Source organism: Methylobacterium sp. AC690 (assembly GCF_979256535.1).
The window spans coordinates 140,061-160,826 of the sequence record NZ_CEEDOX010000009.1 but is presented as its reverse complement, the minus strand read 5'-3'; the positions used below and the strand labels follow the sequence as shown (position 1 = coordinate 160,826).

The 20,766-nt window shown below is 59.4% G+C and carries 18 protein-coding genes and 1 pseudogene; 8 read left to right on the top strand and 11 right to left on the bottom strand.

The window, feature by feature from the left end:
- Positions 1-200 precede the first annotated feature (200 nt).
- Both AC0IY1_RS12560 and AC0IY1_RS12555 read right to left on the bottom strand, forming a co-directional pair.
- A complete protein-coding gene (locus AC0IY1_RS12560; RefSeq protein WP_471769922.1) occupies positions 201-1,148 on the bottom strand; it encodes an alpha/beta hydrolase in 948 nt (315 codons plus the stop codon).
- Positions 1,149-1,218: 70 nt separating this feature from the next.
- Positions 1,219-3,411 carry a TonB-dependent siderophore receptor gene (locus AC0IY1_RS12555; protein ID WP_471769920.1) on the bottom strand — a complete coding sequence of 731 codons (2,193 nt, stop codon included), beginning with the start codon at positions 3,409-3,411 and terminating at the stop codon, positions 1,219-1,221.
- Between the two features lie 647 nt (positions 3,412-4,058).
- On the opposite strand from AC0IY1_RS12555, the gene AC0IY1_RS12550 reads away from it, so the two are divergent.
- Positions 4,059-4,436, top strand: a complete 378-nt coding sequence (locus AC0IY1_RS12550) for a DUF2958 domain-containing protein (protein WP_471769919.1) — start codon at positions 4,059-4,061, stop codon at positions 4,434-4,436.
- 34 nt (positions 4,437-4,470) lie between these two features.
- Here the strand turns inward: AC0IY1_RS12550 and AC0IY1_RS12545 are convergent, their stop codons facing one another.
- The 4 genes from AC0IY1_RS12545 to AC0IY1_RS12530 all read right to left on the bottom strand — a co-directional run bounded on the left by AC0IY1_RS12545 (position 4,471) and on the right by AC0IY1_RS12530 (position 9,598).
- Positions 4,471-5,565 carry a hypothetical protein gene (locus AC0IY1_RS12545; RefSeq protein WP_471769917.1) on the bottom strand — a complete coding sequence of 365 codons (1,095 nt, stop codon included), beginning with the start codon at positions 5,563-5,565 and terminating at the stop codon, positions 4,471-4,473.
- Between the two features lie 101 nt (positions 5,566-5,666).
- The gene (locus AC0IY1_RS12540) at positions 5,667-6,929 is read right to left on the bottom strand and encodes a hypothetical protein (protein ID WP_471769915.1); all 1,263 of its coding nucleotides are present in this window, start codon (positions 6,927-6,929) and stop codon (positions 5,667-5,669) included.
- A 79-nt stretch (positions 6,930-7,008) separates the two neighbouring features.
- Complete coding sequence (locus AC0IY1_RS12535) at positions 7,009-8,772, bottom strand: hypothetical protein (protein WP_471769912.1); 1,764 nt, start codon at positions 8,770-8,772, stop codon at positions 7,009-7,011.
- Between the two features lie 241 nt (positions 8,773-9,013).
- Positions 9,014-9,598: a hypothetical protein gene (locus AC0IY1_RS12530; protein WP_471769910.1), complete on the bottom strand. Its 585-nt coding sequence runs from the start codon at positions 9,596-9,598 to the stop codon at positions 9,014-9,016.
- A gap of 735 nt (positions 9,599-10,333) precedes the next feature.
- Between AC0IY1_RS12530 and AC0IY1_RS12525 the strand changes: the two genes are divergently transcribed.
- Positions 10,334-10,798, top strand: coding sequence for a DUF6641 family protein (locus tag AC0IY1_RS12525; protein ID WP_471769909.1), 465 nt, complete (start codon positions 10,334-10,336; stop codon positions 10,796-10,798).
- 236 nt (positions 10,799-11,034) lie between these two features.
- Here the strand turns inward: AC0IY1_RS12525 and AC0IY1_RS12520 are convergent, their stop codons facing one another.
- A complete protein-coding gene (locus AC0IY1_RS12520) occupies positions 11,035-11,868 on the bottom strand; it encodes a hypothetical protein (RefSeq protein WP_471769908.1) in 834 nt (277 codons plus the stop codon).
- 228 nt (positions 11,869-12,096) lie between these two features.
- Here AC0IY1_RS12520 and AC0IY1_RS12515 point away from each other — a divergent pair, with 228 nt between their 5' ends.
- On the top strand, positions 12,097-12,957 hold the full coding sequence (locus AC0IY1_RS12515) for a hypothetical protein (RefSeq protein WP_471769907.1): 861 nt from the start codon (positions 12,097-12,099) through the stop codon (positions 12,955-12,957).
- A 14-nt stretch (positions 12,958-12,971) separates the two neighbouring features.
- On the opposite strand, the gene AC0IY1_RS12510 is transcribed toward AC0IY1_RS12515, so the two are convergent.
- Positions 12,972-13,313, bottom strand: a complete 342-nt coding sequence (locus AC0IY1_RS12510; RefSeq protein ID WP_471769906.1) for a hypothetical protein — start codon at positions 13,311-13,313, stop codon at positions 12,972-12,974.
- Between the two features lie 324 nt (positions 13,314-13,637).
- On the opposite strand from AC0IY1_RS12510, the gene AC0IY1_RS12505 reads away from it, so the two are divergent.
- From AC0IY1_RS12505 to AC0IY1_RS12485, 5 genes and pseudogenes are all read left to right on the top strand, one after another.
- Entirely contained in the window at positions 13,638-14,279 is a 642-nt protein-coding gene (locus tag AC0IY1_RS12505) for a 2,3-bisphosphoglycerate-dependent phosphoglycerate mutase (protein WP_471769905.1), read from the top strand.
- A gap of 64 nt (positions 14,280-14,343) precedes the next feature.
- Positions 14,344-15,624, top strand: coding sequence for an IS66 family transposase (gene tnpC / locus AC0IY1_RS12500; protein WP_471769904.1), 1,281 nt, complete (start codon positions 14,344-14,346; stop codon positions 15,622-15,624).
- Between the two features lie 80 nt (positions 15,625-15,704).
- Complete coding sequence (locus AC0IY1_RS12495) at positions 15,705-16,097, top strand: group III truncated hemoglobin (RefSeq protein WP_471769902.1); 393 nt, start codon at positions 15,705-15,707, stop codon at positions 16,095-16,097.
- A gap of 57 nt (positions 16,098-16,154) precedes the next feature.
- Positions 16,155-16,339, top strand: a pseudogene (locus AC0IY1_RS12490) (IS5/IS1182 family transposase); the annotation flags it as partial.
- 373 nt (positions 16,340-16,712) lie between these two features.
- Complete coding sequence (locus tag AC0IY1_RS12485) at positions 16,713-17,477, top strand: GGDEF domain-containing protein (protein ID WP_471769900.1); 765 nt, start codon at positions 16,713-16,715, stop codon at positions 17,475-17,477.
- Between the two features lie 315 nt (positions 17,478-17,792).
- Here AC0IY1_RS12485 and AC0IY1_RS12480 read toward each other — a convergent pair whose 3' ends face one another.
- The 3 genes from AC0IY1_RS12480 to AC0IY1_RS12470 are packed head-to-tail and all read right to left on the bottom strand — an operon-like array spanning position 17,793 to position 20,422.
- Entirely contained in the window at positions 17,793-18,362 is a 570-nt protein-coding gene (locus tag AC0IY1_RS12480) for a TadE/TadG family type IV pilus assembly protein (protein ID WP_471769899.1), read from the bottom strand.
- 3 nt (positions 18,363-18,365) lie between these two features.
- A complete protein-coding gene (locus AC0IY1_RS12475) occupies positions 18,366-18,947 on the bottom strand; it encodes a TadE/TadG family type IV pilus assembly protein (protein ID WP_471769897.1) in 582 nt (193 codons plus the stop codon).
- Positions 18,944-20,422 carry a TadE/TadG family type IV pilus assembly protein gene (locus AC0IY1_RS12470; protein WP_471769896.1) on the bottom strand — a complete coding sequence of 493 codons (1,479 nt, stop codon included), beginning with the start codon at positions 20,420-20,422 and terminating at the stop codon, positions 18,944-18,946. The genes AC0IY1_RS12475 and AC0IY1_RS12470 overlap by 4 nt, the downstream gene beginning before the upstream one ends.
- Positions 20,423-20,766: the final 344 nt, after the last annotated feature.

Here is a 20,766-nt window from a genome sequence, read left to right as displayed (position 1 = left end):
ACCCTTTGCGGACCCTGAGAGAGTTCGCTTCCAGGCATTGGATGAGGCAGAGCTCTACGACTGGGTTGGTGATGGCCTGCGCACAGGACGTAAATTCATGACGTCGGACGTTCGCGCGGAGCAGCGACTATCAGCAACTCTGTTGTGTACCTCAATGAATGATCCGGGCCGTGCTGAAGCCTTCGACCTTCGCCGTGAGGCTATCCCGATCTTTGCATGAAGAAGGCGACCGCCGCGTTAAGTGCTTCGGGCAGGAGGGTCATGTGGGTTCGACCTGGAATGAGGCTGAAGGTGCTTGTTACGCCCGAGATCCGGCTCAACCGCTCCGTCATTTCACGGGTCAGTTCAACGGTGCGGGTCGAGGCGAGGCGAGCACGGCGCGCCTCACGGTCTGGAGCGTCCTGTTGGAACGGGGCGAGTGCTTCCTCGTAGGCACCTGCCAGCAAGAGCACTTGCGGGCCGTTCGGGGGGCCCCTCTCCAAGCCCGCGATGCTTCCGAGCACCACAGCGTCTTCCCAGTAGATGGACGGGCTGGCGGCGATCCAGTGTGAGAAGGCCGCTGGCGCCTGAGTGAGCGCGTAGAGGACGAACAGGCCGCCGAAGGAATGCCCGAACAGCGCCTGCCGGGATGGATCGACCCGGCACCGCTGCGCGACCGCGGATCGAAGCGTCGTCGTGACGAAGTGAAGGAAGGTGTCGGCGCCCCCGGTCCGCAATGTCAGCCCCCCGGGCTTGGAGGGCGGGTAGGACCGACCGGGAGGCGGCGTGTAGTCCCATGAGCGGCGCGAGGCATCATGGGCCTCGTCGCCCGGGTAGCCGATGCCCACGACGGCGAAGCGAGATGCGATTCCCGTAGCGTCAGGGTACGGTGCCTGAACCCGCTCGATGTCGATGGCGGTGCCCGTCACCGCGTTGCCGTCGAGGAGGTAGAGGACGGGCCAACCGTCCACCGGCACCGCCCCGGGCGGGACGTAGAGGGTGATCCGCCAGGGCGGACGGTCCGCGTCGCCTCCCAGGTCGAAGCTGACCGCGCCGGCGAGCCGTGCCGGCTCATCAGGACTAGCGGCGAGGACCGAATGCCCACCCAGCGTCATCCAGGTGGTCGCCAGGAGGCCAACCGCAGTGCGACGTGAAACGGGGGCGCTCACTGGGCTCTGTCCGCCCGGGCCGCGCCCATCATCCGCGGGTGTTGGTCCCCGACCATGACGTCCTTCACGATCACCACCGGTAGATCAGGCTGCCGATGACGGTGGCGGGGGCGCCCCGATAGCAGAAGCCCGCCTGACAGGTGAAGTAGTCGCGGTCGAAGATGTTGTTCGCGTTCACCTGAGCGCGGAAGCCCTTGTAGGCCGGGTCGATGGCGGCGAAATCGTAGGCGATCAACGCGTCGAACAGCGTCACCGTCGGGTTCCGGACCGTGTTCTCGTCGTTGGCGAAGCTGTTGGCGTTGAAGCGAATGCCGCCGCCGACGGTCAGTCCGCGCAGGGCCGAGCTCGACGGGAACAGGTAGCTCAGGAAGCCGGTGAAGGTATCTCCGGGAATGCCCGAGAGGGCGTTGCCGTCCAGGGACTGACCCGCGAACGAGGTCTGGCTGAGATAGCGCAGGTTGAGGTGCGTGTAGGCGAGGGTGAGGTTGGTGCCCGGCGCGAAGTTGGCGATGGCCTCCATCTCGAAGCCGCGGGACTCGACGGCGCCGGTCGCCACCTGGAAGGCGACATTGTTCGGATCCGTGCGCAGGACGCTACTCTGGACGATGTCGAAGCCGGCAAACCCCGCCTGGATGTTCGTGCCGGGGATCAGGTATTTGACGCCGGCCTCGATCTGGTCCCCCGTCGCTGGCCGGAAGGCACGCCCGGTGGCATCGACGCCAGGCTGCGGCGCGAAGGTGGTGGCGTAGCTGGCATAGGGGACCAGCCCGGGGGCCAGGAGATAGTTGAGACCGACGCGGCCCGTGAAGGCTTGGTCGTTCTGCTGGGTCGCGGCAGCGGGAGCCGCGGTCGTGGTCTGTGACACCCAGTCGTAGCGCCCGGTTAAAGTCAGCACGAAGCGGTCGAACTTGGCTTGCTCCTGCAGGTATAGGCCGACCTGATCCTGGCTCTGCGCGGTACGTGGGCCCAACAGCGGCGCGAGGATCGGCTGCTGGCCGTAATTGCGCGTAACGAGGTTGAGATCGGGGGCCGCGCCGAAGCCGAAGCGATAATTGAAATCCGAATGCGCATAGTCGAGACCTGCCACCAGCGTGTGCGCGACCGGCCCCGTGGTGATGTGCGCCTCGATCTGATTGTCGAGCGTGATCTGGCTCAGGAACTGCCGCGAATATCCGGTCGACCGGCTTGCGCTCGTACCGTTGGGGCTGAGGGCGTTGATGGACGCGTAGCGATAGTCGTTGCTGATGTCGTAGAAGCGGAAGTTCTGCCGGAAGACCAAATCCCCGTCGAAGCGGTGCTCGAATGCGTAGCCGACGCGCCCCTGCTGCTGCCGAAAGTCGTTAAAGGCTGGATCGCCTGAGTAGATCCGGGTCGGGCGCAGGTTCTGGTTGAAGAACGTCGTGCTGCCCGGAAGCTTGGTCTCCTGGTACTCGCTCAGGAACGTGAAGCTGGTGTCGGCGGATGGCTTCCAGGTGAAGGACGGCGCGATGTAGCTCCGGTCGTCCGAGCCCCCGGGGATGAAGGTGTCTGACTGCCGCTTGATGCCGGTGACGCGGTACGCGAGCGTGCCGCCCGTGCCCTCGACTGGACCGCCGATGTCGAAGTTGCCCTGATAGCGGTCGAAGTTGCCGACCTGCAGCTGAACCTCGCCGAAGGGCGTGAAGACTGGGCGCTTCGTGGTGACGTCGAGGATGCCGCCGGGCGAGCCGAGCCCGTAGAGGCCGGAGGCCGGTCCGCGCAGGATCGTGGCCGCCTCGATGCCGTAGGGCTCGATGCGCGGCACCGTCAGACCCGACGCGACCTGGCGCAGGCCATCCCGGAAGATGCCGTCGTAGGTCAGGCTGAAGCCGCGGACGAAGAACGAGTCGAAGCGCGGATCGAAGCCGAAGACGTTCGAGGACACGCCGGCCACATAGCCGATGGCCTCGTTGAGCGTCTGGACGTTGCGATCGTTGAGGGCCTCGCGAGTGAGCACCGTGACCGATTGCGGGGTTTCGAGCAGGGGCGTGTTGGTTTTGGTTGCCGTGGGGCTGATCCGAGCAGTGTAGCCGGTGATCCCGGAAGGGCCGCCGCCGCCGCCGCTTGTCGCCGCCGTCCCACCATCACCACCGCTGAGATTTGCTCCGCTACCTGCCGCCGGCCCGGGTAAGGCCCCTTCGACCGAGAGCTGGTCGAGCCGAACGCTTTGTTCCTGCGCACTCGCGGCCCCGGTCAGAGCCGTTGTGGCGAGCAGCAGAGCAAGGAGGGACGAGCGATGGGACATGGCGCACGCTAGTAGGCGCCCTAAGCGGCGCAGTATCGTACTCATTGCGAGATACGACCCGCGTAGCAAGTAGGAATTGTGCTATTTATCACACACTTAGAGCACTTCAAATCTGAAGTAGTTTTAACCTAGCCCCGTATAGCGTCGAGTAGCAAGGTCTTACATCAACATATCATCACTGTCCTTTTTAAGCGGTTCAATCAATTTTGAGATGCTGCTTCATGATAGTGAACTGACTGATCGCAGCGCTGAAGTTGGGTCGATGGCGGAACGTCCGCTTCAGGGTGAAGGGGCAAGGTCCGCTCCCCACCCCGAACCGAAGTTGCTGGGCGGCTAACGGACGGCCGCTTTGGAGAAACGCCGACGACGGTCTGGATGACAGGTAGGGGTCGCAAGCGGAACGTCCGCTTCGCGCCTATTTCATTAGAACCTCACATTTTGTGCACCTTTAATACAAAGCATGTTGTTTTCAAATTCTGACCAGAGCGAGAGCTGAGTACAGCTCTATTGGATCAATAACTTAGCAGCAAACCTCACATAAACTAAGTTTTATGACGTTTTCATTCGCGACCTTCGCCCGCAGGGAGCAGCTCGCTCTTTGATGGTCTTGGCTGCACGGCTTCCTCGTTTCAAAGGCGAGGACGTTCATGCTGCCCCTGATCGACGCTGCAACCCGAGAGTTGCTCTTGGCTAATGGCCGCCAGCGAGATCGCGACCACACTCCCATCGTCAAGCTGTTCAACCCCATGGGACCGGCGACCTGGCTGCTGTGTGAGCTTGATGCCGATGGAGACACCCTATTTGGACTATGCGATCTCGGTGTGGGCGAACCCGAGCTCGGCTATGTGAGCTTGGATGAGTTGAAAGAGGTAAGCGCAGGGCTCGCGATTGGCCTGGAGCGCGATCTCTCCTTCCGCGGAGTGCACCCGGTCAGCGTCTATGCGCGTGCCGCGAGAGCCGCTGGGCGCATCGTTGAGTTAGGCAGCACGCCGGGAATATACCCTGCAGCTGACAGCTTTGGGTAACGAGCACTGTTCCGTAGCAGGGCCCCGGACCTAATCACGGCTTAGGCGTTCTCCACTTCACCGGGCGCGCCTTCCAGCATTTGGCGTAAAATTCTTTGCGTTCCAACGTCTTGCTGCTTTCATCGTCGGGCTTTCGCATCCGCAGCCCATCGTGTTTGTACATCTCAGCGATGCGGACGTGAGCATCGCGCATGGCCCTGAAACGAGCGCCGCCGAAATGGCTATCACGCTCGCCCACCAACTCCCTGAGATTGATGTTCCAGCACTTCATGACGGTGCAACCCTGCTTGATCGCTTCTGTAGCGAACAGGGTGTCCTCGCCGTGGATCGTATAGGAGGAATCAGGTAGCACCTCGCGCCGCTTGGCTTTTCGGAAGTTCCGCACGACGAACATGCTCCCCTTCAGGTCAGGGTTGCGCTCAAAAACGTGATTTCCCGCATACAACGCGGGGTCCTCGGCATATTTGGCGTTAAACCCACCACCAGGCTTGCCCGGATTGTTGGGAAAGAACACGTCTACCTCAGCATAAGCAGCCAGGCCGTTCTTTGCCATCTCTGAAAATAAGCTCCAAGCGCTGTTGTGTTGCGCCTTATCGTAGAGTACCGCGTCATCATCCATCATGACGCCCCAGTCATATTCACTCGCGTAGAACGCCTTGAGGCACGCGATGCGGTTGTGAATGAGCAGCGCTCCGGCTTCCGGCTTGAAAGAGCCACCAGATCCGCACACCCGTGCCAGCAAACCTTGATAATCAGCTTCGAAGGCATTCACATCTGCTTGGCTCCAGCCGCTCAGCCGGAGGTGCAAGGGAACATCCGTATTGTTCATCCAGGCGGTGAGTTGCCGAGCAAAAGCATCCCTGCGCTTGCGCCATTTGGCTTCGTCCTGCGGGCGAAAAGACGTGATGAATGCGCCGAACTGCTGGGCGACTTGCGCAGCTACCTGCTCACGAAAGGAAGAGGCAGCCAGTTCAGTAGGCGTCCTGGGCGTGATCGATGTCTCAACGCTGGAGTGGGCCGCGGTGTCGAAAGCCTGGCCATCAAGGATGCCGCGCGGATCATCCTTCCCGCTTGTTACGGCGGGCGATCCGACCCTGAGTTCGCCTAGATCCTGAGTGTCTTCGCACACTGATTTGCCCCTACTTCGATGTTATGAATTCGGACCTATTGACAGTTGGGCGCACAGCGACGCTTGCGCAGCGACGCTGTGCGTCTGCTAGGGCTTTCCGTTTAACGGAAATCGTCAAGGCTGCTTTCGAGCAAGCCTTTGTTGTAGTGTTGAAGCAGAAATTTATGGTCGTCGAAATGTGTGGTGTCGCCGGTTTCGAACAGGCGATGGATGGCCCTGACGCTCGCTTGGATATGCCACGGCACAAGCGATCGCTGCTTCTGATCCATGTCACAAAGTAGGTTCGCTTGTTCGATAGCAGTCAGCTCCATGTAGGTTTCATGATGACTGAGGAGATTCGAACCTACAGCGTCAAAGGCAGGGTCAGCAGGGCTTGCAGCAGGCATGAAGTCGCCGACCGTGCACAGGCGACCGAGTGGGCTATCGAAGGGAAACTGCGCCGCTCGATCCAGCTTTCCGCCCTTCTGCGGAAAGGTAAACGAACGAAAGTCGAAGGCATTGTCTGCACCGCTGTTGCCGGCCATGCCCAGCTTCAATCCTAGGGTGACCTGACCATAGGCTTGCGTGATGCGGTAAGCCCGGCTGCTGTCGAAGGTGACCTCTAGATCGTCGCGCTTGAGATAGGAGCGCAGCGCCCGCTTCACGGCGGTCAGAAGTACGGCGACGCCTGGCTCAGTGGTACCGAGAACGTGGATATGCCGGATGTGATCCAAAAAGCCATCGTCGATGAGGGTCTTGATCGCCTTGCACCAAAACCAAAAGTCCAGCCGCGTGTGGCCGCCCAACGCAATGCCCCACATGCGCTGGGTCTTCATCTCGGCTACCCATTGCTGGGCTTCCCGGTGATTGCGGCCCTGGTACACAGCTAGCAACTGCGTTCCCGCACAGGCGCTGGCGTTGGCGAATTCCGTGTTGTCGAGGGTGGCATCCAGGCATTTTCGGAAGGTCCAGACATCAGGCTGTGCGTTGATGGCGCGAGTGGGAACGTCTACGGGCAAGCCTACGTCGCAATTGCGCTCGATCCACCGGAGCGACTGATCTCGGAATATATGCATAGGCGTTTTGACGGCACCGCTGATGAGCGAGAAGCCGCCGCTGTCACCGAGGACGAACGAGGTGCTGCGATCCCGATGCGAGATCATCGTAGGCTGAGTGTCCTTGACCCCTTCAGCGGCCGTGTAGAGGGCCCAGGGATAGTAGAACAGACCGGCCGGATCGAGGAAGTCCAGCTGCTGGGCGGTCAGACCGGTGGGAAGCGGTCTAATATGAGTAGTTGCCGGTTTTCGAGTGAATCGAGCAGAGTTGCCGTTCACCGCAGGGAGAAAGCGCGCGTAGTCGTTCGCACGCTGATGAGGCGCGATCATTGCGGTATCCAATTTTTTAGAGTGGGACGAAAGCGGGGTGCCGGTGAATGGCACCCCTGGGTCACGGTCGCTTGCGCGGTCAGATGTCCGCAGTGGGCTCTAGGGTCGCCCCTTCGGGCCGTTCCCGAGGCAGGATGGCCCTAATGCAGAAGTCCTTCCGCACGCCGTTGCTCGCTTGTGGGATGAACACGCGATAAGCGGCGCTCGTCGTGCTGAACTCTATTGTCAGCACACGATCCCCCATCTCGCACCGGACGCCGGTGTTCACCTCCGCAACCACCCCATTGAAGGCTTCGAGGAAAGCCGCGTAGTCATCCAACCGAACACTCATGCTGCCCGAGCTGTGGACATTTATGGCGGACACGCTTTTAGCCGCGTCATCTGCCTCGGCGTTAAACACCGTGAGGCCTTCGCTACTAACTGTGATGCTCAATTCTGGTGGCGCCTTAGGTTTTTTATTCTTTTTCTTAGAGGCCTTCTGGTCCTTGGTAGCGTTACGGACAGCCTTCCCTGCCTTCTCGATGTATGAGGTCGAGTGACGGCGGAACTCGTCCTGCGCCACCTCGCAATGCGCCTTGGCAGTGAGAGCCGCAGGGTTGATATCCTTGGGGAGGTGATCGCCTGTGAGCCGTTGCAGCAGTGCACCGAACCCTTCGCCACCGTCCTCGCTGGCAGCCTTGGTGCTGACCACGAGCCGGCGTACGGCAGTCTTCCTGTCTGAAGCTTCGACCACGCTGACCTCGAACACCGCCCGGCGATCGGCCGGCAAGATGTTCACTTCGATGCGCTTGCGAGCAATGGTCTCCAGCCGCTCTGGTTCTGAGACTGCCTCACCAAGAATGATGTGTGGCTCGTGGTTGCGGCACTCCACGACAACGCTACCGTTCTCAGCCTTCCTAAGGCTCTGCGTAATCCTTCCATCCGGCTGGAACACCACCTGTTTCTCGTCGGTGCGCCTCTCGGTACGGCTGTCGCCGGGATCAGCACTTCTGATCTTGACCTCAGATGTAGCCTCGACAAGCACGCAGGCGCCCATCAACAGCATCTCTGCCAGAGCCTGGGTGCGCGGAAGTGGCTTGGCCTGAGCGGCAACGGCCTGGCTCACCAGGTCCTGAGGCAGACTGAGCTCCTCGATGGCTCCATCCTCGTGCACGGCCTGAAACACAAAACGAGGTTTGGATATGCGCTCGCCTTGCAAGACTGCCCATGCGCGCTCGCTGAGAATGTCAGTCTTCTGCTTCGGATCGAGAACGACAGGACGTGGCGAACGATCAGTGTCGGTGGGCTCCTTACGCTCCAAAGCGTTGGTACCACCCGCCTTCTCGATGCCAATGAGCAACAAACGGACGCTGTCCCGGCTTAGTTGAAAGTCTTCGATGCGATGGCCCTGCTCGCGGAGAGCCTGGAGCAAGCCATCGTACTGCGCGCACAAAGAGCTAATTCGCTTGCTGTTGTGATTGTTGTTGTCGGTGATCGAGACGTCGTGCCGGTATAGAGCTGAAGCAGCCCGGGCAAATTCGTGATTGCTGCGAGGCGGCGTTAGCTTGCCTTCGCCAAACGCATCGTGGAACCCTTTATCCGGCGCGGCCCAGTACGCTAGCACGCTCATAGCGAACCGCATCCATCCGGCTCCTCGCGTCCGGGTACGAAAGTTGTTCTCGACCTCGCCCATCGCGGTGATTGAGGCATTCCAGTCAGCAATGTCCGTTTCTGAAGGAGCGGCGCCGCCTTCGAGAACATGCTCGTTCAGCAGACCCTCGTTGTCAGCAATCACCGCAGGCAACGAAGTTGCGGTGATGACGTCGGAGGGAGCAGCAGTCTGCGCAGTGAGAACAGCGGTCATCGAAAACTCCAAACACAATCGATTGCCGCACTGCCAGGATTGGCAGCACGTCAAAACAGCCGCTTACAAAGCGGGGGTTTTGGTGGTTGGATGGACCTTCGCGGCTCCAGGTGCGCAGCAGTCTGCCACCACCAACCAATCGATTGCGTAGGCAAGAGTTTCGGCCCGCGCAGTCAGGGAGTACAATTATCATAGTTTTGATGATCGTCAATCGGAATTTTAGGATTAGTTTTGTTGAAATCTACTTAGCTGGAACGGATTGGTTAATTGCGGACTTTCCGTTCAACGGAACTGCAAAATATATACCTGCGTAAACCTTGGCTTGCTCCCGCCGCCTGGCATGCCGAGCCAAAGCCGCCTGCCTCATCCTAGCTTTGTGCTCGTCGCTCTTTGGCCGGCCCTTGAGAGCCTTGCCAATGGATTGCCGTGTTTCCGCGGACTGGATGGTTCCGGTCCTGGCTTTCCTGATCTTCTCGATGCTCTCAGGTCTATGCGTGTCACCCGCCTGCATGTGGCATACCCGCATGCTCATCTTACGGGTTTTAATCTCCATAGTTTCCGCGTTGATGATGCCTGTCTTGAAAGCATTTTTGTTTTTCCATGTCAGGACGTAGCCGTCGTCACTGGCCATGAATTCCCAGGCGGTATTCATGATGACATGCTCCTTCAATTTTGCGAACTTATAGTTGCTGCGCTTCCATATTTTGCAGTAATCTTGGAAGCTTATATCAAAAACGCGGCCCGCTCCTTCTTGATAGTTTTTGCTTGCAGCATATCTATTATGCAGGAATGCGTGGACTTTAGTATCAATTGACGTGCTCTTCATCTTCCTTCTCCTTGTTGGATGCATTATGGTCACGGCCACTTGTAAAAGAGAAAGCCTAAACTGTGCCTGCTAACTATGACCTGATAATAGCATTGCAATAGGCTAGTTGTATGTATATTTATAGGAGGCAATACTGATCTAGATGGAAAGTAATAGATTACATCCATACTACTTCGTAGAAGTAGTATAGACGCACCCACATTGCTCCCAACTGGATCAGGCATAGCCGTCCTGACATACGACGGTTCGCGTCGTGTCTTGCTCGCGCTGCTCGCAAGCCACTCGCGACCCCGTCGAATGTCGATGCGCTGCGCTCCTCGTCTTGCTGGCTCTCGCCATCAGACGAGGGCTGCTCGTGGCGCCATTTCGCTGTCGCTCCATGGGGCCCGCCACTCACGGACTTCCAGTCTACCCATTTGATTTTTTGGGTTCTTGGGCTGGGAAGGTTGTGCCGCACTCTGAGCGAACTGCTGTCAGCTTAAAACACGCAGAATTTGCAGAAAACAGAGTGTAAAATCAATAGTTTAGGTAAGCACTTGGTGCTGCCACTAGCAAACACACGCGGACGAGCTTTTCTCGGCATTTTCTCGATCTACAATCAATCGAGGCAACCAGCAACGCAGTGTGTAAGACACAAGTCAGTCGCGCAACACCAGTCTTCGGTTGAACGGCTGAACAACGGCAGTACCATCCCGAACATGAGAGCTGCAGTAGCTCACATAGAAGGACACGATTATGTCTGTGTTGAAAACCCTCAAGCTGAGCGCCGCAGCACCCGCAGCTTCGGCCAATGACCCTCTTTCCCGCGCCCGTGAAAAGCTGCTGGGTCAACTTACCAAGCAGAAGTGTATGGCAAGCGCCACCCTCGAGGGTCGGCTGTATGAGCCACCGAAGACAATCGGTATGCGCAAGGACGCATCGGGTCAGCGTGTGCGGGTCGAGGTGAACCAGCGCGTCCGCAAGGGCTGGTTCCAGGACGAAGCCGGAACAGTGCATCTGATCATGCGCGTGGGCGGCAAGCCGCTGGAATTACAGCCGGGCAAGGCTGCCATCAACATCGGCAGCCTGGACAAGCTGCCGGCGACCCTTGAAGCGCTGATCACCGCCGTGAGGGCAGGGGAGCTTGATCCGCAAATCAAGGAGGCCGCCGCCGCTCGCGGTCTCATGATGGCGGAGCGGCGAAACTCCAAGGCTGCCTGAGCGTCCTTCGTATGGCGGTGAGCTGCATGGCTGATCGTGCTGCTCATCGCCATCGCTGCAGCATTCCTGGAGCGCGTCGCTCATACAATCAAAGACTGCAGTTGAGCGATTTTTATGAGCGCAATCTCAAGAGCTTAGGCGCACCAATATCGAGCTCCGCTGCTTGCGTGCAGACGAACCTATTCCGTCGCTCACGAAGCCGCCACTGGCCATCGCACCCCAATCCCTGCGATCCGTTAGTGTGCGCGGCCCACTGGCTTGTCGAGCTCCACGCGGAACCGAATGGCCTGATCGAACAGTGGTGCTTTCCGGTATTGCCGATCACGCCGCCACGAGGGGGCGCTGTCATCTTCCACCAGCCGCGTCTCGAACAGGCCAAGCCACGTGAGTGGACGAAGCACCCGGCTCTCGAAGGCATAGCCCGCGAAATCTGCCGGACCTTGGTCCAACGCGGGGTCCCACACGGTGCAGCTACGCATCAGGTCCTCGCGGGCGATCCATTCCGGCGGCATGACAGAAAGGCACCACAGCACGATGCCGATGTGGTTCTGCGGCCAGGCCTCCATGGGCACGCGATCAAAATAGCCAAGGTTGATCCGCCAGAACACCGTCTCGAACAGGCAGCCGAACAGCGCACTGGCTTGCTCCTCACGGCCGAGGGCCACACCGGCTTTGGTCACGAGCAGCCGTCGCTGCCGTTTGCGAAACAGCTTGGCAGTCTGCGCAACAAGCCGGGTGGCCTCCACGGGCATCACATCGATCTCGTTGAGCACCTTATTCGCTGCCAGAACCTGGGCTTTGTCATAGCCAGGCCATGCCAAGGCATCGAAGAGCGCACGAACGTCGGCGCGACTCAGCGCGCCCGTGGCGGTGAGCGTGAGACCGGCGGGAGCCTTGGCGCGATCCAACATAAGGCGCGTGGTCGCGACCAGTGGCGCGGCCATGGCGGCATCCTTGCCGGCATCAACTGCGATCACCTCCGGCATACCCCCGGCTTGCAGATCCAACAGAGCGTCCAGGCTGGCATGCGAGAGGAGGCTCCAGACCGGCGGGTGGGTGAGCGTGGTCATGCTAGAATATGTGCCACTGCCCCGGTGATCATGGCCAGGGCTTTCAGCGCTGCTTCAGAAGGCTCACGCGCGCGATCGAAGAGCTTCCGTGCTGCAGGAGTGCTGAGCCCGATGCCTGCTGGTCCTGAAGCTTCCTGGGCGCGGGATGACAGGTGCTGCTCCGGGGAAGGGCGCATCGAACGGAGTGGCTTTGCCCATCCGATCCCTCAGGAGATGCAAGGATAAGCGATGCTCCGGCTCTGGCTCACCAGCACAGCCATCGGCACGTGTGCGGCCTGGTACTCGGGCCTCGATCCATTCGCCCCCTACCTCTACGAGTTCATCATCCTCGGCGCCCTGGTCTTCGGCGCGGGCTTTCTCATGCTCGTGGCGGGCACTCTCGGTAATTCCATCCTCTTGGTGCTGGTGGTTGGCGCACTCCCCCTGGCCATGGGGTACGGCGAGCGCATCATGCAGAGGGAGATCAAACCCAGCGGAGACTTTCATCGCTACGGCGCAAATGCCCCCGTGGGCTTGGAGACCCGCATTGAAGGATCTCACCTGTACGGGCGCATCATCAATCGGCACGCCCGGGACTGGCTCCGCCTGGCCATGGTTCATTGCACACCGGTGTTCGCGAATGGTACGCCCAGCCAGCGTGTGCGGGAGATTTCCGTTGGCGCCGGGGGATGGTTGGCACCCAGTGAGGAGGTGGAGCAACCCTTGTTGTCCAGTGACGGAATCCTCTGGGAACCTGGCATGAGCATGCGGCTCACCACTTGTAGCATTGGCTCCGCCGATTTTTACGCGGACCCTGCATTCAAACCCGCCTTCACCTACGCCAAGGACCGCGACAACCGTTACGTGTTCGATGTCACCAACACGCGGGGCGATGCCAGCCTCATACGAGTGAGCTTTTCCTGCTGGGTACTAAACGCCGCAAGTGGAAGCCGCCCTCATAAACAGGATCTGCGAGTTGCACCCCTGTACGCGGACGCCACCAGCTACATCGTACCGCCAGGTCAGCGCATCACCCTGTACAATTCAGAGCTCTTCGCAGGTCGCAGTATCACAAGTTGCTCCGTGAAAGAGGCACAGTGGAGCCATTGATCGATATTTTCCTATCAGAACGTATACAAAAACGTTCGGGTACCCGGTGGCACGATCCAGACCACATCTAACTCCGATGCCATCCAAAACTGCTTGAATAGCATCAATGCCCGATTGTTCGCACGAACATGCTGGTGCTGGGCCTCAAAAGCGTTGAGCAGCACCCAAAATTGATGGAGTTCGCCCCCGCTTCGCAGCGAAACTACCGTAAAAGGCAAACCAGGGTGATTTTCGAGCCAGTCGGCGATCTCATTGATGAGTTCCCCGGTTACGTCCAAGCAGACCCTTCCCTGTGCAAGCCGGCCGATCCTTCCGATAGCTATCGCCTCGTCAATCAGCTGGATTGTCGTAGCCATGCTTACCTCTCGGACTGACATATACGAGCTTGGATAAACGTTTCTCCCCAGCGAGACGATCTCTGTTGGCAGCTAACGGTCGGCTTCGCCCCGGCATGCACACAGCGAGCGCCGAGGATGCCGTGGGACCACCGACGCTGAAGCATACGCAGGTTGCCCATTCCACACAGGGGAGGGCATTCATGCTGACCGCTCCAGCTGCGTTCTGCGGTCCAGCGTTCGCATACTCCCTGACTTTGCAAAACAGGACGACGCCTCGGTAACGCGAGGGAACATTGCTCCTGGCCGGTCAGCTGCGTAGACAGCGCGGCATAGGGAGAAACGATGTCATCCGCAGTCAGAACGCTCGTGCTCGTGCGGCATGGGCAAAGCACCGACAACGAGCAGAACCTGTTCTCAGGGTTTCGCAATCCCGACCTGACCGAGCGCGGCGTCGCAGAGGCGAAGGCAGCCGGACGCAAACTGAAGGAGCTCGGTTTCCGCTTCGACATCGCATTCACGAGCAAGCTGGACCGGGCGCAGCGGACATTGACGCTAATGTTGGAGCAGCTGGATCAGAGCGATCTCCCGATCCGAGCCGACAGTGCCCTGAACGAGCGGGACTACGGTGAGCTGTCGGGCCTCAACAAGGCGGAGGCACGCAGCCAGTGGAGCCCGGAACAGGTCCACCTCTGGCGCAAATCCTACGATGCTGTCCCCCCAGGTGGTGAAAGCCTTGCCATGACCGCAGCCAGAACAGTTCCGTTCTACGAGCAGGAGCTTGCAGTGCGAGTTCAGGAAGGTCAGCGCGTCCTTGTTGTCGCCCACGGCAATTCGCTCCGCTCCATCGTCATGTATCTGGAGAACCTAACCCCGGAGGCGTTGATGGACTTCAATATCACCACGAGTGAGATTCTCATCTACAGCTTTTCGGAATTAGGCGCGGTGATTGAGAAGACCTCGGTCGTTGCGCCCTCTTCGCTATGACAATCGGGAGGAGGCAATTACCCAGGCCCTTGCGCGAGTTGGATTTCGCTGATTCCTTCATGGGATGGGACGCAGCGATCTTGAGCGGTTGAGCCGCGAGGAGCTGATCGAACTGGTGCTGCGGCTGCAGCGTCCGGACAAGACCTCGCGCACCTCCTCGAAGCCGCCAGCGACCGACCGCAAAGAGCGGCGCGAGCAATCCAAACCCGGCGGGGCCAAGCCGGGACACGAGGGGCATAGCCGGGCGATCAGCGACGATCCCGACGGGGTTGTCGAGCATCGTCCCGACCGCTGTTCATGCTGCGGCGGCGCCCTGCACGGCGATCTTCCCGCCGAGATCGTGAGCGTGTCCGAGCGGATCGAGTTGCCGGAGGTGGTGCCGGTCGTGACGCAGCATCGACGGTTGGCCGTGCACTGCCCGACCTGCGGGACGCGGATGGTCGCGCCGGTGCCGGAGGCGGCGCGCGGCACGCCGTTCGGCCCGCGGCTGCATGCGGTGGCGACGTATCTGAAGACCTTCCAGGCGCTGTCCTACGAGCGTCTACAGGCGGCCTTGTCGGACCTGTTCGGTCTCACCCTCAGCCAGGGCGGGCTGATGAACCTGCTTCAGCGCGCGCAAAGGCGCTTCCGCTCCGGTCGCGCGGCCGCCGTGTCCGCCCTGCGCCGGGCCGCGGTGGTCGCATCGGACGAGACGGGCGTGCGCATCGAGGGCAGCAACGCTTACCATTGGGTCTTCCATTCAGCCGAGGCGGTCGTCCACCAGGCCTCGCCGACGCGGGGCGCCGTCGTGGTGCGGGAGATGATGGACGGCCACCGGCCCGCGGTGTGGATCTCGGATCGCTACACTGCACAGCAGGGCCACGCGGCTGCGCACCAGACCTGCCTCGCCCATCTTGCCCGGGACGTCGCCTATGTCGTCGAGGTGAGCGACGACCCCGTGCCCTGGCGGCTGCAGCTCTGGCTGCAGGCCGTGTTCGCCCTGGCCGAGCACGTCACCGACTTGGCCACCTCGACGCTGGCCGCCAAGCGTCGGAGCCTGGATCGACAGCTCAGCGCCATCCTCGCCACACCGAGCGGCTGCGACCTGACCCGAGCCCTCCAGGCCAAGATCGGCCGGGCTCGCCATCAGCTCCTGGTGTTCCTCGCCCATCCCGGCGCGGTCGAGCCGACCAACAACGGCTCGGAACGGCTGCTGCGCCCGTCCGTGATCCAGCGGAAGGTGACCAACGGCTACCGCGCGATGTGGGCCGCCGAGGGCGAGGCCGACATCCGCACCGTCGTCGATACCGCACGCCTGACCGGTGCCACGCCCTTCGGCACCATCCTCAAGACCGTCGGCGCTTAAACCCGCCATTACGGCCCTGGGTAATTACGGGAGGAGGGGCCTCAATAGCTCCAATTCAAGCCGCGACTGATCGAGCCCAAATGCTGCACAATAGCCTTACGGAAGCAACGCTGCAAACTTTCCTTGCCGCCTTCTACACCAAGGTTCAGCGCGATCCCCTAATTGGGCCAGTTTTTGCTCGCATCATCCCTGATGGCGATTGGCCACGTCACCTCACAGTCATCCAAGATTTCTGGTCCTCGGTGCTGCTAAAATCTGGCCGCTACAAGGGCAATCCGTTTGGTAAGCATCAGAGGCCGGCTGAACTGACCCCGGCTCATTTCGCGCGCTGGCTCGCGCTATTCGAACAAACAGCCGGGGAAATATTCTCTACAGACGTAGCTCTGCTCCTCGCGGAACGTGCGAACCGGATCGGAGATAGCTTAAAAGCGGGCCTATTTTTCCGACCAGAGGGTCTACAGCAAGATTGCTGAGATTACCTCGGCAGTCTGCTTTTAGGGCCGCATTCCGCGGCATCAGATCCGTCCTTCCGCATGGACACCGCCAAAGGCTTCGAGGTGTTGCCGCGCTGCTGGGTTGTCGAAAGCAGCTTCGGATGGATGATTCGATGGCGGCGGCGCCTTGTACGTGACTACAAAGACCGCATTGATGTCTCAACGGCGATGATCCTCGTCGCCATGAGAAGTATCTAGTGCGCCAAAACGCTCACCCGTGAATTCACAAGCAGGCTCCAAGACCAAAGTTTCACATTTGCGTGATATTTGATCCTGCCAGACGATGCACTTCATCGTGGGACACAGTCCATCGAGCTTGCTGCCTCTGACGGCTTGCCGCTGAAGTTAGATATTAATCTCGAAGGTGTATCACGCGCTTGAGTGTCCGTCGAAAGAGATTGAAGTTTGGACGATGGTTCATTGGCAGCAAGATCGCACCACCACCCATGATACGGTCCAAGTTCAGATTTTGGGTAGTACAGCCTGGCAAGCACTGCAGAAGCACGGCGTGTTACCGACACCCCAGCACTATGAGGTGCTCTATGCCTATTACGCTAATAAAAGCCCGAGCTAACTCAGCGCCTGACTGCCTGTTTGGGAAATGGTGTCGCACTTTCCTCCAATTTGCTTGAGGAATTGCATCAGGAGTACTTTGTCGACAAAGGCGACGCAGATACCATCAACCCAGGATCGGACGCGATCGTCAAGGCCGCGCAAGCTTTGATCGAGCAGATCTCAGGTAACCAGCGCGGGCTACGCAGCTATGACGAGGCTCTCGCACATTGGGCAGGACGCCTTGACGCTCGCTTGACTGCGGACGGGCTCTTGCAAGCCATCACAGCATTGGCAACCGAGACGGCACAGGCAAGCGAGCGCAACCGGGCTTTGGAGCTGGAGCTTTCGACCTCGTCAGATCGTATCGCCAAGTTGCGCCAGAACCTCGTTGCTGTACAGCAAGAGGCCACCACGGATGGACTGACCGGCATTGCAAACCGCAAAGCCTTCGATACTCGCCTCCGCCAGGCCGGGAAGCGAGCGAAGGCAGACTCGTCGAGTGTGTTCTCCTTGCTCCTCCTGGATATCGATCACTTCAAGCGCTTCAACGACACCCATGGTCATCGCACAGGTGACCATGTCCTGCGTTTGGTGGGTCGACTACTCTCCGATAACATCAAGGGTCGCGACACCGCTGCGCGATATGGTGGCGAAGAGTTTGCAATCCTGCTTGACGGAGCCGATTTGACGGCTGGCCTCACGGTTGCCACGCAGTTTTGCGAGAAACTCGCCGGACGTCGCTTGATCAAGCGCGACACGGGCGAGACAATCGGTCAGGTCACATGTTCAATTGGGGTTGCCTAGTTCAAGGCAACGGAGAGTGACGCCGCACTTGTCGAACGTGCCGATCAGGCTTTGTACGAGGCCAAGCACAGAGGACGCAATCAAGCACGCGCCGCAAAATAAATTAAACTGCAGTCCCGTGACTAGGGAAGCGGGAGCGGTTAGACTTAAGTCCCGGTACAACACTATTTCTGTATGAAAAGCCTAATTACCAACAACCAAACGCAACTCAAGCGAAACAAATGAATTTTTCGCAACTTGGCGGCAAAATATCCGTTTCTGAAGCCTGACTAGCTGGCCTGCTGGAATAGAAATACTTCAGGTTTCTCGCTGCATTCACACAGTCTTGCATGCCTTTCCGCCTGGTAGGATCGTTTCGGCAAGGCTGTTGGAACCCGTGCCTCGCACCGGCCAGGAGACGGTCTTCGTGAAGGTAAGTTTATCAAGCCCGGGGAAAACACCGAACACAGGAATATAGTTAAAACTAATCTTTGCCGTGACGTAGCGGGCTCCTGACCTTGCTTCAGAGGGGATGGGCTCGCCGAGCTCAGAGTCGATTGCTGGGGCCGTATCGTTTCTGGCGGTGGTCGAGCAGACACGTGCGACGAGGCCCTGTCCTCTAGTATAGACCCCCACTGCAGTCAGGACGATCTTGGCCGCCGAAGTGTCGTAGGGAAAGGTCACAGCAGAGGCTGCGGCATACACGTCGTCCACTGAGTTGAGGCTGCCGCGCGAGATGAGGTCGGCCATGGTCCGTGCGCTCTTTTCCAAGCCCTGACTGATGCCGTAGGCGCGTGGGAACTCGACGGTCCCCATCAAGAGCAGGATGAGGAAGGGCGCGACAAGGGCGAACTCGACGGCTGCGATACCGTTTTGGTCGCGGACGATGTGTGATGGGCCGCGCATAAATCAGCACTTGCCCGTAGTGTACGGCTCGGCCCTGAAGATCACGGTCGAGACAATGAGGCGCGCCGTTTTGCCGATAGCCATGACGTCGGGATCTAGGAAACCAAAGTACCGTGGGACAGTCACAGCGGCGCGCACGGTGACGACATCGTTCCCCGACGGACACTGGAACGTCTTGCCGAAATTAGCGGCGACGCCCTTCGCCGCCGCATCATACGGACTGGAGAGTGACCGGGCTGCGAACGTCGACGAGGTGCTGACATCAATCAAGACTTTATCGCAGGGAAAAGTAGTAACCTGTGAACAGATTGCCTTGCGCAGTCGGTCTACCGAAGCTGTTCCATCGTATTCTTCCTGGAAGGCTCCCGTGAACATGGATCGAGCAGCATAGTCCAGGGCATTGTCGAGGGTCTGCTGTGAAAGAAGCAGCAGGCCAGCCTCAAACAGGGCACAAACGAGAGCAAAAAAGGGCATCCCAACCATGGCGAATTCTACGGCGGTAGCTCCGTCCTGCCGGGTCCGGAAGCGTTGGGCAATCCAAACCAGCTGACGCAATGAGCTGAACCTTGTGCAGGCGCGGGTCACCGCGAGATCCTCAATTCGCTAATTTGAGCCCCAATGGCCCGAAAGGTAGCGGTCAGATTGCTGGAGTCAGATACGTCGTAGAACATAGAGGGGCTGGTGGCGCAGTTGCGCAGCAGATCGCTCGTGCCTTCGGTGACTTCGACGCGGACCGCAAAGATCTGTATACCGGCGCTCTTCATGTTGGAGCAGAGCAGAGCAAGGCGGCTATCAATTGCACGTGTGCGCGTCGCAGTATCCGGGGAAGTCGTACCAAGACGATTGGCCCAGATGTAGCCGATACCGGAGTAAACCGACTCATTACTGTTGTTCCTGTAGCCGCTCGTATTTTGACCGTCCGTCATCACCACCGCAAATTTGCGGGTGTTCAAATCGGAGTAGGGCGCGCCTTTGATCAGCGGACCTGTCGGCGACAGAACGTGCCAGCCCCAGGCAAGTCCGATAGCAACGTTGGTGTCACCGATCACGCTCATGCTCGATATGGCCGCGGCGACGGTCGCCTTCGACGTCGTTAATGGGGTGATGGGCTGGAGTTCGCAGCCCGAGTTTGGTCCGTAGAGATAGCCGGACCCATTGGCTCTGTCCGAGCGCGAGACTTTCCAGGAGGTGCCGTATTTGGCCGTCTGACCCTGCCGCTTACGGTCGTCATAGACGAACAGGCCAGCCAACCCGCTATAATCGCTGAGATAATCGTTCGCTGCGTTGTTTTCGTAGTCCGACTCGTCGGGAGCGAAGTAGGGCACGAACAGGCTGTCGGGTGTTCCCTGGTTCGCAGGGATGTCCTCGACATCGTAGGGGGCAGGGCGGCTCTCGACGCATCCTCCCCAAGCCACACCTATCTTCGTAAAGAGGGCGAGGCGGTTGGCTTTCGCGGCAAAGATCTGGGAGTGGTAAGAAGCCAGTCCGTCCTTGTCGACGAAGGCGTCCCCGGAACGGCCAGCTCCAACGTTCACGGTCATCGAAAACGGGACGACGGCGACCTTCAGCGCATTTGGCTTGGCTGGATCCACCTCCTCAAAAAGATTATTGACCAAATCATTAGCTGCCGCCTTCAGATTGGCAAGCTTAGCTCCAGCCATTGACCCGGTGTTATCGAGAACAAGCGCCACTTCGAGGTTGCCCGATCCGCGCTTCGAGGTTCCGGACACGTTCAAGGGCAGGCTGTTGTATCCCGCCATACGGGTGAGAGAGGTCGGCGTCGTGCCCGTCGCCGTCACTCGGATGGTGTCTCCCGATCGAAGCATTGCGACGTTGAGGCCAATCGCTTGGCTTCCTGCCAAGGCGGCGGACACTTGCCGCTTGGCACGGTCGGCAAGGTCTGCATCCGTCAGTCCGGAGGGAAGCTTGGCCAGAGAAAGTGCGGCCGCGTCGACGGCGTTTTGAGCCTTGCGACGAACGTTGGTGTTCGCGCTGAGGTCGACTGCCATGCCGGAGAGCACGAGAAGCGGGATTAGTGTCAGTGCAAAGATGACGGCCACGCCGCCGCGCTCGTCGGCAACGAGCCGAGCGGCGTATGAAGCGGGTGGAGAGAGCCAGAGCATACAAAACCGCGGCATGCTATTTTATGGATTAGATCCAGCACCAAGCTACACGCTCGATAGCTATGAAATTTTCGCACTAGGTGAACGTGACTTCGACCAGTTCTCCGTCGCAATAATTTATTTCACATGAAAATCTGCGGCCGTTCTTCGTGATAATTAGCATAAAACTGCTTGGTAATTAGCAATTAACACTCAGTTGCAGCTTGGCCGCTCCGGGCGCAATTTCACGGACCATGCATGGTACAGCTCCGCGACCGCTAATGTAGATCAGCGCAAGAATA

Excerpts from the sequence above, each read along its gene's own strand:
- AC0IY1_RS12550 (WP_471769919.1), top strand. The coding sequence starts at position 4,059 with ATGCTGCCCCTGATCGACGCTGCAACCCGAGAGTTGCTCTTGGCTAAT.
- AC0IY1_RS12535 (WP_471769912.1), bottom strand. The coding sequence starts at position 8,772 with ATGACCGCTGTTCTCACTGCGCAGACTGCTGCTCCCTCCGACGTCATC.
- AC0IY1_RS12525 (WP_471769909.1), top strand. The coding sequence starts at position 10,334 with ATGTCTGTGTTGAAAACCCTCAAGCTGAGCGCCGCAGCACCCGCAGCT.
- AC0IY1_RS12530 (WP_471769910.1), bottom strand. The coding sequence starts at position 9,598 with ATGAAGAGCACGTCAATTGATACTAAAGTCCACGCATTCCTGCATAAT.
- AC0IY1_RS12495 (WP_471769902.1), top strand. The coding sequence starts at position 15,705 with ATGCTGCACAATAGCCTTACGGAAGCAACGCTGCAAACTTTCCTTGCC.
- tnpC (WP_471769904.1), top strand. The coding sequence starts at position 14,344 with ATGGGACGCAGCGATCTTGAGCGGTTGAGCCGCGAGGAGCTGATCGAA.
- AC0IY1_RS12510 (WP_471769906.1), bottom strand. The coding sequence starts at position 13,313 with ATGGCTACGACAATCCAGCTGATTGACGAGGCGATAGCTATCGGAAGG.
- AC0IY1_RS12540 (WP_471769915.1), bottom strand. The coding sequence starts at position 6,929 with ATGATCGCGCCTCATCAGCGTGCGAACGACTACGCGCGCTTTCTCCCT.
- AC0IY1_RS12505 (WP_471769905.1), top strand. The coding sequence starts at position 13,638 with ATGTCATCCGCAGTCAGAACGCTCGTGCTCGTGCGGCATGGGCAAAGC.
- AC0IY1_RS12515 (WP_471769907.1), top strand. The coding sequence starts at position 12,097 with ATGCTCCGGCTCTGGCTCACCAGCACAGCCATCGGCACGTGTGCGGCC.
- AC0IY1_RS12555 (WP_471769920.1), bottom strand. The coding sequence starts at position 3,411 with ATGTCCCATCGCTCGTCCCTCCTTGCTCTGCTGCTCGCCACAACGGCT.
- AC0IY1_RS12480 (WP_471769899.1), bottom strand. The coding sequence starts at position 18,362 with ATGCGCGGCCCATCACACATCGTCCGCGACCAAAACGGTATCGCAGCC.
- AC0IY1_RS12520 (WP_471769908.1), bottom strand. The coding sequence starts at position 11,868 with ATGACCACGCTCACCCACCCGCCGGTCTGGAGCCTCCTCTCGCATGCC.